We start from the raw sequence: 19,624 nt of genomic DNA on the forward strand, positions 1-19,624 counted from the left end.
GATGAAATTTGTTACATTTCGTCTTCCTTCAAAAGAACTACGGGCTGGATGGCTTGAAGGTGACAAAGTAATAGATATGAATCTTGCTAGTGAAGGGAAAATCCCTTCTTCTATGATTGCTTTTTTAGAGAAAGCGGATGAGTATGTAGAAGTAGTGCGGAATATTAAGAATCCAAATAAGGGTATATATGCTTTAGAAGAAGTACAATTGACAGCTGCTCTTCCTAATCCGAGTAGTATTCGAGATTTTTACGCATTTGAACAACATGTAAAAACAGCTCGCGGACGAAGAGGATTAGATGTTGTGCCTGAATGGTATGATATTCCGGTTTTTTATTTTACTAATCATCGTGCTGTAATTGGTTCCAGTGATTTTGTAATTGGTCCGAAAAAGTCTAAAAAGCTTGATTATGAGTTGGAGATTGCTTGCGTAATAGGAAGAGAAGGGCGAAATATTTCTCGTGAGCAAGCAGAGGAATATATTTTTGGTTATTGTATTATGAACGACTGGAGTGCGAGAGACTTACAAGCAACAGAAATGAAAGTAGGTCTCGGTCCAGCGAAAGGAAAAGACTTTGCAACTTCTTTAGGAGCACATCTTGTTACGAAAGAGGAATTAGACGTTTATCGTAATGGTGATCGATATAATTTAGAAATGACTGCTCATGTAAATGGAAAACTATTATCAAAAGGAAACTTCCAAGATATTTACTATACATTTGCTGAAATGATTGAACGTGCTTCAGAGGACGTTACGTTATATCCAGGAGATGTGATTGGTTCTGGGACAGTAGGAACAGGATGTATTTTAGAACTGGGTACAGAAGAGTGGCTACAAGATGGAGATGTTGTAGAACTGTCGATTACTGGTTTAGGTACACTACGTAATACGATCAAAAAAGAAAAGGAAGCGGGTGATGGGCATGTTTTATCGTCACATGGGAGAACTACCTCATAAACGACATGTACAATTTCGTAAAAAAGATGGATCGCTTTATCGTGAACAGGTAATGGGAACAAAAGGTTTTTCTGGTACGCAGTCTATTTTGTATCATCATTATATGCCGACAGAAGTAGGTCATTCTGCATTATCGCATTCTTGTCAGTTGCAGTATGAAGAGGATGTTGCTCTTTCTCATCGCCACTTTCGAACGAAAGAAAGTAAAAAAAGTGGTGATGCAATAAGTGGACGGAATTTCATACTTGGAAATGAAGATTTATTAATTGGAGTAGTGAGTCCAACAGAAAAAATGGATTATTTCTATCGTAATGGTGATGGCGACGAAATGTTATTTGTTCATTATGGAACAGGGAAAATTGAAACGATGTTTGGAACGATTCACTATAGAAAAGGCGACTATGTAACGATTCCAATTGGAACGATTTATCGTGTTATTCCAGATGAAGGAGAGACTAAGTTTCTTGTTGTAGAGGCGAATAGCCAAATTACAACGCCGCGTCGTTATCGAAATGAATACGGACAATTGTTAGAGCATAGTCCGTTTTGTGAAAGAGATCTTCGTGGTCCAGAAAAATTAGAGACATATGATGAAAAAGGCGAGTTTGTCGTAATGACAAAATCAAGAGGCTATATGCATAAACATGTTTTAGGACACCACCCGTTAGATGTTGTGGGATGGGATGGCTATTTATATCCGTGGGTATTTAATGTAGAGGATTTTGAACCAATTACAGGGCGCATTCATCAGCCACCGCCAGTACATCAAACATTTGAAGGACATAATTTTGTTATTTGCTCTTTCGTACCACGTTTATACGATTATCATCCAGAGTCAATTCCGGCACCATATTATCATAGTAATGTTAATAGTGATGAAGTTCTTTACTATGTAGAAGGAAACTTTATGAGTCGCAAAGGTGTGGAAGAAGGTTCTATTACACTTCATCCGAGCGGGATCCCCCATGGACCGCATCCGGGGAAAACAGAGGCAAGTATAGGGAAGAAAGAGACGCTTGAATTAGCTGTTATGATAGACACATTCCGTCCGCTTCGTATTGTAAAACAAGCACATGAAACAGAAGATGAAAAGTATATGTATAGCTGGATTGAACAAGGTTCATATACTGTGAAATAAGTAAAAAAGGCATGCTCTCAATAAGGGGGCATGCCTTTTTCACGGAATCGACATGTATAATAATACCAAAAAAATAATGGGAAGATATATAGAAAGAATAATAAGGATTGTGCATATTCAGAAGAATTTCTACTTGTTTCGACAAAAGTATTGACTAGGAAAAGCGTAATGAGTAAAATAAAAAAGCGAATTAAAAATTTTCAGAAAATTTAAAACTTGGAGGAGTGAAAAATGAAGCAAATTTTTCAAAAGAAGCCAATTGCAAAGTTAATGCAAGAAAGTAAGCAAAAAACGTTAGCAAGAACATTGGGCGCGCTAGATTTAACTATGCTTGGAATCGGAGCAATTGTTGGAACTGGTATTTTTGTTCTAACGGGTGTTGTGGCAGCGAAACATTCTGGGCCAGCTATTATATTATCATTTGCGATTGCCGCTCTAGCTTGTGCCTTTGCTGCATTTTGTTATGCTGAATTTGCTTCTTCAGTTCCTGTCTCGGGCAGTGTGTATACGTATACATACGCGACGATGGGGGAAGTATTCGCATTTTTAATTGGCTGGGACTTAATGCTGGAATATTTACTTGCTACATCTGCTGTAGCGAACGGTTGGTCTGCATATTTTCAATCTTTATTAAAGGGGTTTGGAATTCATATTCCGACTATTCTCTCCTCGGCTCCTGGTACAGGTAAGGGTGGAATAATTGATCTACCTGCAGTTCTAATTATTTTAGTGATGACAGTTCTTTTATCTAGGGGTGTTCGTGAAAGTGCACGAGTAAATAACATTATGGTATTTATTAAAATAGCAGTTGTTCTTATTTTTATCTTTGCTGGTTTTAATTATGTGAAACCTGAAAACTGGACGCCTTTTATGCCATTTGGTTTAGATGGTGTAATGGCTGGAGCGGCTACAGTATTCTTCGCATTTATAGGATTTGATGCAGTTTCAACAGCGGCAGAAGAAGTGAAACGTCCGCAACGTGATTTACCAATTGGTATTATTGCATCGTTATTAATTTGTACAGTTCTTTATATCGTTGTTTCGCTTATTTTGACAGGAATTGTTCCATACGGACAGCTAAATATATCAGATCCAGTTGCTTTTGCACTTCAATTTATTGGACAAGATGGTTTAGCGGGGGTAATTTCAGTAGGAGCAATTACAGGAATTACAACAGTAATGCTAGTTATGATGTATGGGCAAGTTCGTGTTTCTTATGCGATGAGCCGAGATGGTTTACTGCCGAAGCGTCTTGCTAAAGTTCATCCGAAATTTAAAACGCCATTTTTAAATACATGGACAACGGGAATTATTGCGGCACTGATTTCAGGATTAATAGATTTAAATGTTTTAGCACATCTTGTAAATATGGGGACATTGTCAGCATTTGCACTCGTAGCTGTTGCGGTAATCGTAATGAGAAGAACACATCCAGACTTACCAAGGGCATTTAAGGCTCCGCTTGTACCATTTTTACCAGCATTAACAGTGATCTTCTGTTTATACTTAATGCTTCAATTATCGGGGACAGCATGGATTAGTTTTGGGATATGGATGGTTATTGGTATAGCGGTTTACTTCTTATATAGCCGAAAACATAGTGCTTTAAATAATAGTAAAAAAGAAGAAGATGTTGCAAATTTATAAGCGAAAAAATCCATTCTAATTCTGTTAGAATGGATTTTTTTATTTGAAAATTTACATTTTTCTGAACTTATTATAAGATAATTGTTGGCTAACTAAAGGGGTGAAATGATGAAAAATACGTGGCGTGAGTTAAGGGAGATGGACCGTAACGTATGGATTCGATTTATTGGAGAGACGTTAAATGGAATTGCAATGATGATGTTAATGCCTTTTTTTGCATTATATTTAAAAGATAAGGTAGATTCGTTGTTGGAAGTTGGGGTTATTATGGCGCTTTCTCCAATTGCTGCAAGTTTTGGATCACTTATAGGAGGGAGAATTGCTGACATATATGGAAGAAAGCCTATTATGATATTTTCTATGGCAAGTAATGCATTATTAATGCTCGGTTTTCTATTTATAGAAGGGTTTATTCCATATGCAATTTTATCTATTTTTTTAGGGTTGAGTAATTCTTTATTTCACCCAGCTGCATCAGCTATGGTCGCGGATGTAACGGCACCAGAAAAAAGAACAGAGGCATATGGTTTATTACGAATGGGACACAATATAGGTGCTGCGATTGGTCCGATAATGGGAGCATCAGTAGTTGTGTTGTCAAAGAACCTTGTGTTTATTATTGCCTCTTCTACAATGCTATTTTATGCGTTACTTGTATTACTTCTTATTCAAGAGACGATGCCAAAGAGGACAGATAAGGAAGAACATAAAGAAAAGGAATCTGGGGCAGTTTGGAAAATTGTAATGCGAGATAAGGCATTAATGATTTACTTATTAGCAGGTATTATCATTTCGATGGGGTTTTCTCAAACGGAAGGCATGTTGCCACTACATTTTGATAATGAAATGAAGCGTATTTTTGGAACGAACAATCCATATCCATATTTAATGGCGTTAAACGGACTATTAGTTGTTTTATTCCAGTTTCAAATTTCAAAATGGGCTACGGATAAACCGGTCGGGAAGACGATGTTATATGGTGCATGTTTATTCGGGATTGGATTATTTTTTATAGGGTGGTTACCGAAGTGGTTTGGAGAATTTAATACAAATGCTACAATTATTTTAATAACACTACTGTTCGTTTATGCTTTATATACGTTAGGTGAAATGATTATGTCGCCTGTACAGATGACATTTGTAGCAAATTTGGCCCCTGAGCATTTGAGAGGGACTTATATGGGAGCTGCAAGTTTGCAGTGGATTACAGGAAGCGCATTTGGTCCACTTTTGGGCGGTTTTTTATTAGATCGATTACTTGGTCACTTTCTATTTACAATTTTAGCTGTAGGATGTGTAGTTGCAGGTATTGTATATGTTTCTTTAGATCGCCTTGTTGAGCAAAGGCAAAAAGACACACTAACCAAACAATCTTCTTAGTGAATAGATGACATACACAAAAAAGGGGATTTCTACATATTTTAGGTACATAACTAGATTAGATTGCCATTTTATTTTGTGTAGCTATATAGAAAATGAAATGAAAAACCAATAAGTGATGTTATTTAATTATTTATGGAAGTTACATTTTATTTCAAATAGGAACTACCTATTTTTATAAAAAGTGCTAAAATAGAAAAATGAAAACAATTGGTTAGGGTGATTTCATTGACGAAAATTAAATTAGGTTTATTATATGGTGGAAAATCAGCTGAGCATCAAGTTTCGCTACAGACGGCTCTTGCTGCTATTAAAGCGTTAAATCAAGATAAATTCGAGATTCATCCAATTTATATTACAGAACAAGGTCAATGGGTACGTGGTGAGCGTATTGAAGGCGAAGTAACAGATGTTGAAGCTTTAAAAATGAGCGGTGCAGAAAATGCGATTTCTCCGTTATCATTAAGTACAGAAATTATCCCATCTGCAGCTTCTGAGGAGAACGCTATTGACGTTATTTTCCCATTACTACATGGACCAAACGGTGAAGATGGAACGGTTCAAGGACTATTAGAATTAATGAATATCCCTTATGTAGGAAATGGTGTTCTAGCATCATCTGCTGGTATGGATAAAGTTGTTATGAAAAACATCTTTGCAGAGGCTGGTTTAAAACAAGCAAAATATGCATCCTTCATTCGTAGTGCATGGGAAAAAAATCGTGAGGAAGCTTATTCTAAAGTAGAAGATAAGTTAGGATATCCTTGCTTCGTAAAACCAGCGAACCTTGGTTCAAGTGTTGGTATTAATAAGTGTAAAAATCGTGAAGAACTTGAGGATGCATTTGTAGAGGCATTCCAATTTGATCGCAAAATTATTGTAGAAGAAAATATTGTAGGTCGTGAAGTAGAAGTTGGGGTACTAGGTAATGATGAGCCGAAATGTTCAGTTGTAGGTGAAATCGTTCCGAAAAAGGACTTCTATGATTATAAGTCGAAATATATCGATGGTGATACGGCGCTAATTATTCCAGCTGAAATGACAGAAGAAGAATCTAATGTAATTAAGCGTGATGCGATTATTGCATTCCAATCATTAGACGGTGCAGGTTTAACGCGAGCTGATTTCTTCTTAACGAAAGATGGAGAAGTGTATATTAACGAAGTAAACACAATGCCAGGATTTACACCGTTCAGTATGTTCCCTCTATTATGGCAACATACTGGGTTACCGTATCCAGAATTAATCGAAGAGCTAATTCGTTTAGCGATTGAACGTCACGAAGAAAAACAAAAAATTAAATATACAATCTAACAAAAAAGGAGGAAGCACTATTCATAGGAATAGTGCTTCCTCTATGTAAGGAGCGTTTATATATGATAAAGCGAATGTTAAAGCAAGTGGAACAGATGGTAAATGGTACTGAATTAGCAGAGCAATATGAGGGAATTACTATTCAAGGCGTGTCTATTGATACGAGAAAAATTGAAAAAGGAAACTTGTATGTTCCGATTCAAGGGGAGCGCTTCGATGGACATGCTTTTGTAGATAAAGCTGTTGAAAATGGAGCTGTGGCTACATTATGGATGAAAGATGTAGCGAATCCACCTGAGAATCTTCCGGTTATTTTTGTAGAAGACACGCTATCGGCATTGCAAATGTTAGCGAAAAACTATCGCGATCAATTGGATGTTAAAGTTGTAGGTGTAACGGGTAGTAACGGTAAAACATCTACGAAAGATATTGTAACAAGTCTTCTTGCGACTAAATTCAAAGTGCAAAAAACAGAAGGGAACTTCAATAACCATATCGGATTACCTCTTACCATTTTAAACTTAGAAGAAAATACAGAAGTAGCAGTATTAGAGATGGGTATGTCAAGCCGAGGCGAAATTGAATTCTTATCTAAGTTAGCTCGTCCTAATGCAGCTATCATTACAAATATTGGTGAGGCACATTTAATGGATTTAGGATCTCGTGAGGCAATTGCTGAAGCGAAATTAGAAATTGTTACAGGATTACAAGAAGGTGGCGTGTTCGTATATAACGGAGATGAGCCTTTATTAACGAATCGTGTTCCTGGAATGAATTTAGCAGCAGAAACGGTTACGTTTGGTGATGCAAGAGCAAACGATTATTATCCAACGACTGTAACATTACAAGCAACTGGGACACATTTCAAAATGAATAGAGATGAAAATATTTCATTCTACTTACCGGTGTTAGGAAAACATAATGTGTATAATACACTTGCTTCAATGGCAATTGCGAAACATTTTGGTGTAACGTGGGAAGAGATGAAAGAAGGTTTAGTAACACTTCAAATGACGGGCATGCGTATGGAAATTGTGAAAACAAATAGTGGTTTAACAATTATCAACGATGCTTATAATGCAAGCCCGACGGCTATGGAAGCAGCATTCCATTTAATGAATGGTTTAGATGGTTTTGCTAAAAAAATCGTTGTGCTCGGTGATATGTTAGAACTTGGAGATCAAGAAGTACAGTTCCATTATGAGGTAGGAAAATTAATCGATCCAGCAAAAATCTCACATGTATTCACATACGGTAGATTAGGGGCTCAAATTGCTGAAGGAGCAAAAATTAATTTCCCTAATGAACGTGTAAAGGCGTATGATAATAAAGAAGAGTTAGTAAAAGATTTACAAGCAGTATTCGATGTGAAAGATGTTGTATTAATAAAAGCATCTCGCGGTATGAAATTAGAAGAAGTAATTACGATGTTGAAATAATTGGTGTATATAAATAGGGATGATAGTTACGAAAATAGAAGAAACTTATAATAAGCGCTTACAGTAAATATAAAAAAATAAAAGTGAAGAAAAAAACTCTGAATATGAAAATAAGGTAACAGTTGGGTTTGCTTTTTACACATACAAAACTTATAATTGATAAAGTGTAATAACGTTTAGAAGTATTTTCGTGAAGAATATACGCCCGTTTATATACGTGAGCATTCAGGAAAAGGGCTTTTCCGCAAATTCGGAAAACGCCTTTTTTTAAATGATAAGTATAGGATAGAAAAGGAGAAGTAACATTGACAACATTTCGAGAATTAGGATTAAGTGATTCTTTACTGCAATCTGTTGAAAGTATGGGCTTTGAAGAGGCTACACCAATTCAAGCTGAAACAATTCCACATGCATTGCAAGGTAAAGATATTATTGGGCAAGCGCAAACAGGTACAGGGAAAACAGCAGCATTCGGATTACCACTATTAGATAAAGTGGATACACATAAAGAATCGGTTCAAGGTATTGTTATCGCGCCAACGCGTGAATTAGCAATTCAAGTTGGAGAAGAATTATACAAAATTGGTAAGCATAAACGCGTTCGTATTTTACCGATTTATGGTGGTCAAGATATTAACCGCCAAATTCGTGCTCTAAAAAAACACCCACACATTATTGTTGGTACGCCGGGTCGTATTTTAGATCATATTAACCGTAAAACACTTCGTCTGCAAAACGTAGAGACAGTTGTTCTTGACGAAGCGGATGAAATGTTAAACATGGGCTTCATTGAAGACATTGAAGCAATTTTAACAGATGTGCCAGAAACACATCAAACATTACTATTCTCAGCGACAATGCCGGATCCAATCCGCCGTATTGCTGAGCGTTTCATGACTGAGCCTCAACACATTAAAGTAAAAGCAAAAGAAGTAACAATGCCAAACATTCAGCAGTTCTATTTAGAAGTGCAAGAAAAGAAAAAGTTTGACGTGTTAACACGCTTATTAGATATTCAATCTCCAGAGCTTGCAATCGTATTTGGTCGTACAAAGCGTCGTGTTGATGAATTATCAGAAGCATTAAACTTACGTGGTTATGCTGCAGAAGGTATTCACGGTGATTTAACTCAGGCGAAACGTATGTCTGTATTACGTAAATTTAAAGAAGGTTCTATTGAAGTTCTTGTTGCAACAGACGTTGCTGCGCGTGGTCTTGATATTTCAGGCGTAACGCACGTATATAACTTCGATATTCCACAAGATCCAGAATCATACGTTCACCGTATCGGTCGTACTGGTCGTGCAGGTAAAAAAGGTATTGCAATGCTATTTGTAACACCACGTGAATCAGGACAATTAAAAAATATCGAGCGTACAACAAAACGTAAAATGGACCGTATGGATGCACCGACACTTGACGAGGCATTAGAAGGTCAACAACGTTTAATCGCTGAAAAGCTTCAAAGCACAATTGAAAATGAAAACTTAGCATACTACAAGCGTATTGCAGAAGAAATGTTAGAAGAAAATGACTCTGTAACAGTAGTAGCTGCTGCTTTAAAAATGATGACTAAAGAGCCGGATACAACTCCGATCGCTTTAACATCAGAACCACCTGTTGTTTCAAGAGGCGGCGGTTCTAAAAAACGCGGCGGTAACGGAGGCGGATACCGTGATGGTAACCGTAATCGTAGTCGTGATGGACGCGGCGGTGGCGATGGACGTAATCGTGACCGTAACCGTGATGGACGTAATCGTGACGGAAACCGTGATCGCAATCGTGATGGTAACCGCGATCGTAATCGTGATGGTGGTAGTCGTGGTCGTAGAGGTGAAGGCCAAGGTCGCCCTGGTTCTTCAAATGGACGCGGCGAAAGAAAACATCATAGCCGTCCACAAGCTTAATAAAAAAAAGAGAATGCCCTTTGTGGGCATTCTCTTTTTTTTATTTCTATAATTGTGCATACTACATAATAGTTATGATAGAAAAGGGGCTGTTATATGCTTGTAAGGCTTGGTTACGTTGCGATGAGTGTGCATTTGAAGAATGCATCTCCATCTCAAACGATGACGTATGCACAGTTTCAGAAATTAGATGATCGTGATGCTGCAATTCGTAAGCTTGAAAGAATTGCTAATTCCAATTTAGAAAATTGTTTACGTTTATTAAAGCATAATAAAGGGCATGACATATCTTTCTTTCGGCTCAGTTCAAAGCTCATTCCTTTAGCGAATCATGAGGAATTGCTAGAGTGGAACTATATTCGTCCGTTAAAAGAAAATTTAAAAAAACTAGGTGAATATGCAGTTCATATGAATATGAGAATTGATTTCCATCCAGATCATTTTGTTGTACTAAATTCACCTGAAGAGAGTGTTTTTAAACAATCTGTAAAAACATTGCAGATGCACAAAAAATTATTAAAAGGCATGGGGATTGAACATAAGCAACGATGTGTACTGCATGTTGGAGGAGGATATAAAGATAAAGAACTTGCATTAGAGCGCTTTATAGAGAATTGGTCGAATGTCCCAAGGGGTATTCAAGAAATGATTATATTAGAAAATGATGATACAACCTTTACGTTAGAGGAAACATTATATTTAGGAGAAAAATTAGATATTCCCGTCGTATTTGACTTGCATCACCATATGATGAATAATGAGCAAGAAGATTGGTATGAAGATTGGGCACGTGTTGTTCATACGTGGGAAACGTCTTTGTTGCCGATTAAAATGCATATCTCTAGCCCTAGAGAGGGAAAAGATCCAAGAGCTCATGCAGATTATATTAATGTAGACGCATTTTTATCTTTTTTAAGAAGGATAAAGGGAAGTGTTCCGCAAATTGATTGTATGATTGAGGCGAAGATGAAGGATGAGTCTTTATTTCAATTAATGAGAGATTTAAGTGAACAAGTAGATGTAGAAATTATCGATGGTGCAAGCTTTTATATTAAATAAGCTTTGCACCATCGTTTTTTTTTGTTAAAAAAGGGGTTAAAATGCCACCGGTTATTAAACCTGTTAAATGACTGATCGGATTGGCAGAAGGGTTAAAGAAAGTAAATAGCAGTAATAGAAGTATCATAATTGAGAAAATGGCAATTTCTTTTGGTTTTGAAGAGCGGTATCGATTGTACAATAAAAATAACTGTGCACCTAATAGTCCGAAAATACCACCTGATGCACCTGCGTGAATATATTCAAGCGGCATAATAATATAAGAAGAAATATTTCCAGAAATTCCAGAGAGAAAAAATAGAATAAAAAAAGAAAAGTGTCCGAGTTGCTTTTCGATAGAAGAACCAAGAGCAAACAAAAAAATACTATTAGAAAGAAAATGTTGTAAGTCTACGTGTACGAGAAGAGAAGTTATGACACGCCACCATTCTCCTTTCGCGATATATTCATTAGAGGCTGCCAGTGGTAAGAGAAAAAAGTCGCCTAATATCATCATGACTAAATGAATAAGCAGTAAGGTAAGAATAGTCGGTTGTAAAGAAATATGAGTGGATCTTATTAGCATACGGTTACTATCACCCCTTTTGCATCAGAAAGATTCTCTGTTATTCTTATCAATATGAAAGAAGAAAGTTAAATAGAAGAAGGGGATTTTGAAATGATTATAGGGATTGGTATCGATATTATTGAATTAAATCGTATTGAAAAAATGCTAGATGGAAAGCTTAAATTTATGGAACGTATTTTAACGGAAAATGAACGTAATGTTGCTATGGAGCTGAAAGGAAGTCGCCTTACAGAGTTTGTAGCTGGAAGGTTTGCAGCGAAAGAGGCGTATTCAAAAGCTGTAGGTACTGGTATCGGAAAAGAAGTGAGTTTTTTAGATATTGAAGTGAAAAATGATGAAAGAGGTAAGCCAATTCTGATTACAAGTACAGAGTATATTGTTCATTTATCAATTAGTCATAGTAAGGAATTTGCTGTTGCTCAAGTTGTTTTAGAAAGCTTGTCACGCTAGTCTGCATATTTTATATCTTTGTCTCATATATTTGAGGTAGCGATAAGGAAGGTACATCTTCCATTCATTTATAGGGGCAAAGGGGCTGAATTGATGAAAAGGCGTCTGTTTTTAGTTCTTGTCGGTTTGTTGACCGTTTTTGTGTTGGCGGGTTGTATGGAAAAGAAGCAAGATGATGTCGTGAGAGATTTAGAATCAAAAGTAAAAGGGATGAAAAGTTATCAAGCTGAGGCAAAATTATCTATTAAAACAGGCAATGAGCCTCAAGAGTATAACGTAGAGATTTGGCATAAGGAACCGTCTTTTTATCGTGTGAATTTAAAAAATGCAAAAAAAGATCAGAGCCAAATTATTTTGAGAAATGAAGAAGGTGTATTTGTATTAACGCCAGCACTTAATAAGAGCTTCCGTTTTCAAAGTGATTGGCCGCAAAATAGTAGCCAGGCTTATTTATATGAATCACTTGTAAGAGATATTTTGCAGGACAAGAAAAACCTTACTTTTGAGAAAACAGATAAGTATTATATTTTTAAAACAAAAACAAACTATCAACATCAAAATATGTTGCCGAGACAAGAGATTACATTGAATAAGAGCGACTTGACTCCAGTTTCAGTGAAGTTAATGGATAATGATCAAAATGTTCTTGTGAAAGTAGATTTCTCTAAAGTGAAATTCGATGCGAAATTTGATAAAGGTGCATTTGATACGAAACAAAATATGTCTAGAGCGCAGGTAGATGTTCAAACAACAGCAAAAGAAGACAAACCGTTTGCTATTTTGTATCCACTTGATACACCACAAGGTATGACTCTGCAAGATGAAAAAGAGTTGAAGACAGACAGTGGCAAGCGTGCGATACTCACATACACTGGAAATAAGAAATCCTTTACTTTAATACAAGAAAAGGCAAAAGTTGCAGAGGCATCATCAGCGGTAAGTGTAAGTGGAGAACCAGTTGATCTTGGATTTACGATTGGTGCATTAACGAAAGACTCTGTAACGTGGTCGCATAACGGAGTAGAATATATGCTCGTGTCTAAAGGTTTAGAGCCGAAGGAGCTGTTAATGGTTGCTCGTTCAGTTACAGCGAAGCAGGTGAAGTAAACTTCTTAGACGTGGTGATATATGTGCACCACGTCTTTTCTTAGTTTGAAGGTGGATTTCATAAAAGAAGCATATAAAAGAATAAGCTTCGCATATCGTGTATAAGGAAGTGTATTTATGGAAGAAGCACCATTTTACCGTGACACTTGGGTGGAAGTGGATTTAGATGCCATTTATAACAACGTTACACATATTAAAGAGTTCATCCCAAGTAATGTAGAGATTTTTGCTGTAGTTAAAGCAAACGCATATGGGCACGATTATGTACCGGTGGCTAAAACGGCATTAGAAGCAGGTGCAACAAGGTTAGCTGTTGCTTTTTTAGATGAAGCTTTAGTGCTTCGGAGGGCTGGTATTACTGAGCCGATTTTAGTGTTAGGTCCCTCGCCGCCGCGTGATGTAAATGTAGCTGCTGAAAATGATGTAGCGCTAACTGTTTTTCAAAAAGAATGGGTGGACGAAGCAATTAAACTTTGGGATGGTTCATCTGTAATGAAATTCCATATTAACTTTGATAGTGGTATGGGGAGAATTGGAATACGTGAAAGAAAAGAGCTAAAAGAATTTTTAAAGAGTTTAGAGGGTGCACCGTTTTTAGAGTTAGAAGGAGTATACACGCATTTTGCAACGGCAGATGAGGTTGAGACTTCGTATTTTGATAAGCAATATAACACGTTCTTAGAGCAGTTAAGTTGGTTGAAAGAATTCGGAGTGGATCCTAAGTTTGTTCATACAGCTAATAGTGCTGCGACGTTACGTTTTCAAGGGATTACATTTAATGCAGTGCGAATTGGGATTGCAATGTATGGATTATCTCCTTCTGTAGAAATACGTCCTTTTTTACCATTTGAATTAGAACCGGCGCTATCACTTCATACGAAAGTCGCTCATATTAAACAGGTAATTAAAGGTGATGGAATTAGTTATAACGTCACCTACCGAACGAAAACTGAAGAATGGATTGCGACTGTAGCGATTGGCTATGCAGATGGGTGGCTTAGGAGGTTACAAGGATTTGAAGTGCTTATAAATGGTAAAAGGGTACCGATTGTAGGGCGAGTAACAATGGATCAGTTCATGATTCATCTTCCTTGTGAAGTGCCACTTGGTACGAAAGTTACGCTTATTGGAAGGCAAGGAGATGAGTATATTAGCGCTACAGAGGTTGCGGAATACTCAGGGACTATTAATTATGAAATTATTGCAACGATCAGTTTCCGTGTGCCAAGAATATTTATACGGAATGGTAAGGTTGTAGAGATAATTAATTACTTGAACAATATATAGAAGGTAGTATGATTGCTTCTTGTCATTGGAGTGACTGTTCATTGCTGGATAATAAGCTCTTTTTGATGAGAAGCTTTTTACTTATAATCATTTTTTATATAAGTTGCACGTAAGTTTTGAAGAGGAGTTCTATTGTTTTTAGTTAGTTATGAGATAAAAAATTTAAGAAGATGAATGTTTTGTTTGTGAATTGGAAAACATAAGCAAGGAATAAGGAAGTCTTTGCAACAGGCTCCATACAATGGTATTATTACAATAGGTGTCATATATATATTTGGGTGTGTAGTTGACGGTGGAGGTGTATTTTTGTGTCCGAATCAAGTGTAACTACTGAAATCGTGGTTCGGTTGCCAAAGCAAATGGTAACGGAATTGGACGGAATTGGAAAACAAGAGAATAAGAATCGCCATGAACTAATTTGCCAGGCAACACAATTGTTATTGCGTCAACATAAGACGAAGAAACGCTACCAACATGAATCAATGCGACGTGGGTACATTGAAATGGGAAAAATTAATCTTGGTATTGCATCTGAAGCTTTCTTAGCAGAGTATGAAGCAGCTCATACAGTAGAACGCTTAGTTAGCGGGGGGTAATATTTTGATTGTAAAACGCGGCGACGTGTATTTTGCAGACCTTTCCCCAGTTGTTGGTTCTGAGCAAGGAGGCGTTCGTCCGGTTCTTGTCATTCAAAATGACATCGGAAATCGTTTTAGTCCAACGGTGATTGTAGCGGCTATTACTGCACAGATTCAAAAAGCGAAATTACCCACTCATGTGGAAATTGATGCGAAAAAGTACGGTTTTGAGAGAGATTCTGTTATTTTACTTGAGCAGATTCGAACAATCGATAAGCAGCGCTTAACGGACAAAATCACTCACTTAGATGAAGTGATGATGATTCGTGTAGATGAAGCGCTACAAATTAGTTTAGGACTAATAGATTTTTAAATCGGCAGTTTAAGTTGCTCTCTTTGAAGGGCAACTTTTTTTATTATAGAGGAGGTTACGGTTGTATATGGAAATGGTAGATAATCGACAAGCGTTAATGAAAATGTTAGTGAAAGAATTAGGCTTTACCGAAAAGCAAGTTCGTCATGTTATTCAATTAACAGAAGAAGGTAACACAGTTCCATTTATTGCTCGTTACCGAAAAGAATGGACAGGCTCTTTAGATGAGGTGCAAATTCGTACGATTTTAGAGAGATGGCAATATATGATGCAACTTGAAGATAGGAAGGAAGAAGTTCTTCGTCTTATTGATGAGAAGGGGAAACTGACAGAAGAGCTACGACAGCAAATTGTTAAAGCTACAAAGTTGCAAGAAGTAGAAGATCTATATCGTCCATATAAAGAGAAAAGAAGAACGAAAGCGACAGTTGCTAAAGAAAAAGGATTAGAACCATTAGCTGAATGGTTATTGTTATATAAGAAAGAAGATCCGGCTAAAAAGGCGGTGGAATTTATTAATGTAGAGAAAGAAGTGCAATCTGCAGAAGAAGCTTTACAAGGTGCACAAGACATTATTGCAGAAATGGTTTCAGATGAAGCTGCGTATCGTAGTTGGATTCGAAATGTTACTTTTAGAAAAGGTGTTATGTCTTCTTCCGTGAAAGATGAAGAAAAAGATGAAAAGAATATATATGAAATGTATTACAGTTATGAAGAACCGTTGCAAAAAGTAGTACCACATCGTGTATTAGCAATGAATCGTGGCGAGAAAGAAGATATATTGAGAGTTGCTGTTGTTCCGCCAGTAGATGAGATAGTAACCTTCTTAAATAAGAAAGTAATTCGTGATAACGATTCGAAAAGTGCACATTATGTACAATTAGCGATTGAAGATGGTTATAAACGATTAATTCAATCTTCAATCGAAAGAGAGATTCGTAAAGAATTAACAGAAACAGCTGAAGAACAAGCAATACATATTTTCTCTGAGAACTTACGTAACTTATTATTACAACCTCCGATGAAAGGGAAAGTCGTGCTAGCGGTAGATCCGGCATATAGAACTGGTTGTAAATTGTCTGTAGTAGATGATACGGGGAAAGTACTACATATCGATGTTATTTATCCGCATCCACCTGTTCGTAAATATGAGGATGCAAAAACGAAAGTTCTTTCTATTATAGATAAATATCAAGTTGAAATGATTGCAATTGGTAATGGGACAGCATCTAGAGAAACAGAAGAGTTTATAGTAGATGTATTACAAAGTGTGAACCGAGATGTCTTTTATATTATTGTAAATGAAGCGGGTGCTAGTGTATATTCAGCTTCTGATTTAGCCCGTGAGGAATTCCCAAATTTACAAGTTGAAGAGAGAAGTGCCGTTTCTATTGGGAGACGTCTGCAAGATCCACTTGCTGAACTTGTGAAAATTGATCCTAAATCAGTTGGGGTTGGACAATACCAACATGATGTATCTCAAAAGAGACTGAATGAGTCATTAACATTTGTAGTAGAAACAGCTGTTAACCAAGTTGGGGTTAATGTAAATACGGCTTCGGTTGCATTGTTACAATATGTTTCAGGTTTATCGAAAACTGTTGCGAAAAATATTGTAGCAAAGAGAGAAGAAGATGGGAAATTCACGAAGCGCACGGAATTAAAGAAAATCCCACGTTTAGGTGCAAAGACTTATGAACAATGTATAGGTTTCTTGCGTATACTAGAAGGAGCAAATCCATTAGATCGAACAGGTATTCATCCAGAGCAATATAAAAATGTTGAATTGTTATTGAAGAGTCTAGGGTTATCGATAGATGACGTAGGACAACCGCAATTACAAAAGAGATTGGAAGAAGTAGAGATTTCTAAGTTATCTCAAGAAACAGGAGTTGGGGAGCCGACGTTAGTTGATATTATAGATGCGCTTATTAGTCCTGAACGAGATATGAGGGATGAGTTGCCTAAACCACTTTTGAAAAAAGGGATTTTGAAATTAGAAGATTTAAAACGTGGTATGGAACTAGAAGGAACAGTTCGTAACGTTGTTGATTTTGGTGCTTTTGTTGATGTTGGTGTAAAGCAAGATGGTTTAGTACATATTTCTAAACTTAGCAAACAGTTTGTAAAGCATCCGTTAGATGTTGTATCAGTAGGGCAAATTGTAAAAGTATGGGTAGATGATATTGATACAAAAAAAGGACGCGTTGCACTATCTATGTTGCCGATTGAATAGTAAGAGAAGAGAGCAGATGAAACTGCTCTTTTTTTATGAAATAAAAAGTGTAATGGATTATGAGCTTTGATGTATTTTGCTATAATAAAACCAGCATTCATTTAATAACTTAATTTGATACCGGTTTTTTTCAAAATATGCACGTTGCATTTGTTTTTTTAGCCACGTAGGCATAGGAATCCCTCCTTGTTTAATCCTGCTCTCAAAAATCTAAAATGCTATTGATGAGAGGTTGGTGAGTGGATTTCTATTCATGTTTTATTTTTAGAAACCACGCTTCTTACATGAGGATGGGTATATGTACTATTTAATATATGTATAAGAAGGGAGAAAAGTGTAAAAATATTTTTTTGTTTAGGAGGAATGAGAGTGGATGAGCAAGAAATTCAGCGACTAGTGGAAGAAGTGTCACTACAATACTTTGAGATGCCGTTCTTACATAAAGCGGTGTTTAATAATAGATTACGTACAACTGGTGGGCGTTATTTATTGAAGAGTCATAATATCGAACTGAATTATCGATATTACGAATTGTATGGTGAAGAAGAGTTAGTCGGGATTATTAAACATGAGCTTTGTCATTATCACTTACATATTGCAGGAAGAGGGTATAAGCACAGGGACAGGGATTTTCGTGAGTTGTTAAAGAAAGTTGATGCACCACGTTTTTGTAAACGAATGATTAATGAAGAGAAGGAAAAAAAGATTTATAAGTATGAATGTATGGAGTGTTCACTTCAATATGTAAGAAGGCGTCAAATAAATATAAAAAGATATGTCTGTGGAAAGTGTAAAGGGAAACTCAAACCGATATCGAAAACATCTTGACAGTAAAAACGCAATCCAGTATATTATAAACATGTCACGTTTGAACAAGATGTTGTTAAAAACTTCTTGACTTACAGAGAGAATTTTTATAAGATACAAATTGTCTTCATTATTCCGCAGTAGCTCAGTGGTAGAGCTATCGGCTGTTAACCGATCGGTCGTAGGTTCGAGTCCTACCTGCGGAGCCATACAGAGAAGTACCCAAGTGGCTCAAGGGGCTCCCCTGCTAAGGGAGTAGATCGCTAACGCGGTGCGAGGGTTCGAATCCCTTCTTCTCTGCCATACATATTGGCCCGTTGGTCAAGTGGTTAAGACACCGCCCTTTCACGGCGGTAACACGGGTTCGAATCCCGTACGGGTCACCACTTCGGAGGATTAGCTCAGCTGGGAGAGCACCTGCCTTACAAGCAGGGGGTCGGCGGTTCGATCCCGTCATCCTCCACCATATAATTTTATATGAATAGTATTGTCGCGGGGTGGAGCAGCACGGTAGCTCGTCGGGCTCATAACCCGAAGGTCGCAGGTTCAAATCCTGTCCCCGCAACCAAATGGTCCCGTGGTGTAGTGGTTAACATGCCTGCCTGTCACGCAGGAGATCGCCGGTTCGACCCCGGTCGGGACCGCCATTTTAACTTCTGCTATATAGCAGTTGTTTTTTATTAGACATTATGTTACAATAACATTTGTCTTTGAAAATAAGATAATTATTTCGATGGGCTATAGCCAAGCGGTAAGGCAACGGACTTTGACTCCGTCATGCGCTGGTTCGAATCCAGCTAGCCCAGCCATTTACGAGCCATTAGCTCAGTTGGTAGAGCATCTGACTTTTAATCAGAGGGTCGAAGGTTCGAGTCCTTCATGGCTCACTTTTGTTTTTTCCGCGCGGTCGTGGCGGAACGGCAGACGCGCTAGGTTGAGGGCCTAGTGGGGGGAACCCCGTGGAGGTTCAAGTCCTCTCGGCCGCATCAAAAAAATCTTAAAAAGTGCTTGCATTTGAAAATGTAGTATGATAAGATAATTGAGTCGCCAAATTACAACGACGAAAAAACATCATGAATAAGCGCCCGTAGCTCAATTGGATAGAGCGTTTGACTACGGATCAAGAGGTTAGGGGTTCGACTCCTCTCGGGCGCGCCAATTACGGGAAGTGGCTCAGCTTGGTAGAGCACCTGGTTTGGGACCAGGGGGTCGCAGGTTCAAATCCTGTCTTCCCGACCACGCGGGTGTAGTTTAGTGGTAAAACAAGAGCCTTCCAAGCTCTGGTCGAGAGTTCGATTCTCTTCACCCGCTTTTAGTTCTTTGAAAACTGAACGAAACAAACAACGTGAAACGTCAATTTTTATTTTAGATGCTAG

General features: G+C 37.4%; 17 protein-coding genes and 12 tRNA genes. 27 read left to right on the top strand and 2 right to left on the bottom strand.

All coding sequences use genetic code 11. The annotated features are described in order from the left end of the window. Nucleotide 1 precedes the first annotated feature (1 nt). The 8 genes from C3Y97_RS01310 to uvsE all read left to right on the top strand — a co-directional run bounded on the left by C3Y97_RS01310 (nt 2) and on the right by uvsE (nt 10,842). Nucleotides 2-958, top strand: a complete 957-nt coding sequence (locus C3Y97_RS01310; RefSeq protein WP_000674004.1) for a fumarylacetoacetate hydrolase family protein — start codon at nt 2-4, stop codon at nt 956-958. Further along, the gene (locus C3Y97_RS01315; RefSeq protein ID WP_013141710.1) at nt 924-2,096 is read left to right on the top strand and encodes a homogentisate 1,2-dioxygenase; all 1,173 of its coding nucleotides are present in this window, start codon (nt 924-926) and stop codon (nt 2,094-2,096) included. Before C3Y97_RS01310 ends, C3Y97_RS01315 begins: the two co-directional genes overlap by 35 nt. A gap of 231 nt (nt 2,097-2,327) precedes the next feature. Continuing rightward, complete coding sequence (gene bcaP / locus C3Y97_RS01320; RefSeq protein ID WP_000809361.1) at nt 2,328-3,743, top strand: branched-chain amino acid transporter BcaP; 1,416 nt, start codon at nt 2,328-2,330, stop codon at nt 3,741-3,743. A gap of 108 nt (nt 3,744-3,851) precedes the next feature. Next, complete coding sequence (locus C3Y97_RS01325; protein WP_000799721.1) at nt 3,852-5,123, top strand: MDR family MFS transporter; 1,272 nt, start codon at nt 3,852-3,854, stop codon at nt 5,121-5,123. A gap of 228 nt (nt 5,124-5,351) precedes the next feature. Beyond that, nucleotides 5,352-6,437 (top strand): D-alanine--D-alanine ligase, encoded by a 1,086-nt coding sequence (locus tag C3Y97_RS01330; RefSeq protein ID WP_000161427.1) that lies wholly within the window; start codon nt 5,352-5,354, stop codon nt 6,435-6,437. 62 nt (nt 6,438-6,499) lie between these two features. Next, a complete protein-coding gene (murF, locus tag C3Y97_RS01335; protein WP_136362969.1) occupies nt 6,500-7,876 on the top strand; it encodes a UDP-N-acetylmuramoyl-tripeptide--D-alanyl-D-alanine ligase in 1,377 nt (458 codons plus the stop codon). Between the two features lie 305 nt (nt 7,877-8,181). Further along, entirely contained in the window at nt 8,182-9,783 is a 1,602-nt protein-coding gene (gene cshA, locus C3Y97_RS01340) for a degradosome RNA helicase CshA (RefSeq protein WP_000206592.1), read from the top strand. 96 nt (nt 9,784-9,879) lie between these two features. Next, the gene (gene uvsE, locus C3Y97_RS01345; RefSeq protein ID WP_000961166.1) at nt 9,880-10,842 is read left to right on the top strand and encodes a UV DNA damage repair endonuclease UvsE; all 963 of its coding nucleotides are present in this window, start codon (nt 9,880-9,882) and stop codon (nt 10,840-10,842) included. Here uvsE and C3Y97_RS01350 read toward each other — a convergent pair. Then, nucleotides 10,835-11,407 carry a rhomboid family intramembrane serine protease gene (locus C3Y97_RS01350; RefSeq protein WP_000908523.1) on the bottom strand — a complete coding sequence of 191 codons (573 nt, stop codon included), beginning with the start codon at nt 11,405-11,407 and terminating at the stop codon, nt 10,835-10,837. The genes uvsE and C3Y97_RS01350 overlap by 8 nt on opposite strands. Before the next feature lie 93 nt (nt 11,408-11,500). On the opposite strand from C3Y97_RS01350, the gene acpS reads away from it, so the two are divergent. The 6 genes from acpS (at nt 11,501) to C3Y97_RS01380 (ending at nt 17,441) form a co-directional block, all read left to right on the top strand. Further along, entirely contained in the window at nt 11,501-11,860 is a 360-nt protein-coding gene (gene acpS, locus C3Y97_RS01355) for a holo-ACP synthase (protein ID WP_000583416.1), read from the top strand. Nucleotides 11,861-12,016: 156 nt separating this feature from the next. Continuing rightward, nucleotides 12,017-12,967: a LolA family protein gene (locus C3Y97_RS01360; protein WP_002004297.1), complete on the top strand. Its 951-nt coding sequence runs from the start codon at nt 12,017-12,019 to the stop codon at nt 12,965-12,967. Nucleotides 12,968-13,084: 117 nt separating this feature from the next. Continuing rightward, complete coding sequence (gene alr / locus C3Y97_RS01365) at nt 13,085-14,254, top strand: alanine racemase (RefSeq protein ID WP_000390615.1); 1,170 nt, start codon at nt 13,085-13,087, stop codon at nt 14,252-14,254. Between the two features lie 308 nt (nt 14,255-14,562). After that, nucleotides 14,563-14,850, top strand: a complete 288-nt coding sequence (locus C3Y97_RS01370) for an antitoxin EndoAI (protein WP_000004570.1) — start codon at nt 14,563-14,565, stop codon at nt 14,848-14,850. Between the two features lie 4 nt (nt 14,851-14,854). After that, on the top strand, nt 14,855-15,205 hold the full coding sequence (gene ndoA / locus C3Y97_RS01375) for a type II toxin-antitoxin system endoribonuclease NdoA (protein ID WP_000635963.1): 351 nt from the start codon (nt 14,855-14,857) through the stop codon (nt 15,203-15,205). Nucleotides 15,206-15,272: 67 nt separating this feature from the next. Beyond that, nucleotides 15,273-17,441, top strand: coding sequence for a Tex family protein (locus C3Y97_RS01380; RefSeq protein ID WP_000426246.1), 2,169 nt, complete (start codon nt 15,273-15,275; stop codon nt 17,439-17,441). Nucleotides 17,442-17,498: 57 nt separating this feature from the next. Here C3Y97_RS01380 and cmpA read toward each other — a convergent pair whose 3' ends face one another. Beyond that, the gene (gene cmpA, locus C3Y97_RS01385) at nt 17,499-17,615 is read right to left on the bottom strand and encodes a cortex morphogenetic protein CmpA (RefSeq protein ID WP_001143642.1); all 117 of its coding nucleotides are present in this window, start codon (nt 17,613-17,615) and stop codon (nt 17,499-17,501) included. Nucleotides 17,616-17,810: 195 nt separating this feature from the next. On the opposite strand from cmpA, the gene C3Y97_RS01390 reads away from it, so the two are divergent. The 13 genes from C3Y97_RS01390 to C3Y97_RS01450 all read left to right on the top strand — a co-directional run bounded on the left by C3Y97_RS01390 (nt 17,811) and on the right by C3Y97_RS01450 (nt 19,559). Continuing rightward, nucleotides 17,811-18,269 carry a SprT family protein gene (locus C3Y97_RS01390; protein WP_000344234.1) on the top strand — a complete coding sequence of 153 codons (459 nt, stop codon included), beginning with the start codon at nt 17,811-17,813 and terminating at the stop codon, nt 18,267-18,269. Between the two features lie 113 nt (nt 18,270-18,382). Continuing rightward, nucleotides 18,383-18,457, top strand: a tRNA-Asn gene (locus C3Y97_RS01395). Nucleotides 18,458-18,460: 3 nt separating this feature from the next. Then, nucleotides 18,461-18,551, top strand: a tRNA-Ser gene (locus C3Y97_RS01400). 8 nt (nt 18,552-18,559) lie between these two features. Continuing rightward, a tRNA-Glu gene (locus C3Y97_RS01405) sits at nt 18,560-18,634 on the top strand. Nucleotides 18,635-18,638: 4 nt separating this feature from the next. Further along, nucleotides 18,639-18,714 (top strand) — tRNA-Val (locus C3Y97_RS01410). A gap of 25 nt (nt 18,715-18,739) precedes the next feature. Beyond that, a tRNA-Met gene (locus C3Y97_RS01415) sits at nt 18,740-18,816 on the top strand. Nucleotides 18,817-18,819: 3 nt separating this feature from the next. After that, nucleotides 18,820-18,895: transfer RNA gene (locus tag C3Y97_RS01420), tRNA-Asp, on the top strand. Between the two features lie 87 nt (nt 18,896-18,982). Further along, nucleotides 18,983-19,057 (top strand) — tRNA-Gln (locus C3Y97_RS01425). Between the two features lie 5 nt (nt 19,058-19,062). Then, a tRNA-Lys gene (locus C3Y97_RS01430) sits at nt 19,063-19,135 on the top strand. 16 nt (nt 19,136-19,151) lie between these two features. After that, nucleotides 19,152-19,234, top strand: a tRNA-Leu gene (locus tag C3Y97_RS01435). Between the two features lie 95 nt (nt 19,235-19,329). Then, a tRNA-Arg gene (locus C3Y97_RS01440) sits at nt 19,330-19,406 on the top strand. A 4-nt stretch (nt 19,407-19,410) separates the two neighbouring features. Beyond that, nucleotides 19,411-19,487: transfer RNA gene (locus C3Y97_RS01445), tRNA-Pro, on the top strand. A gap of 1 nt (nt 19,488) precedes the next feature. Continuing rightward, nucleotides 19,489-19,559 (top strand) — tRNA-Gly (locus tag C3Y97_RS01450). The last annotated feature ends 65 nt before the right edge of the window (nt 19,560-19,624 follow it).

Origin of the sequence: Bacillus sp. DU-106, assembly GCF_004799705.1 — a bacterium.
In the GTDB taxonomy this organism is placed as follows: Bacteria; Bacillota; Bacilli; order Bacillales; family Bacillaceae_G; genus Bacillus_A; species Bacillus_A cereus.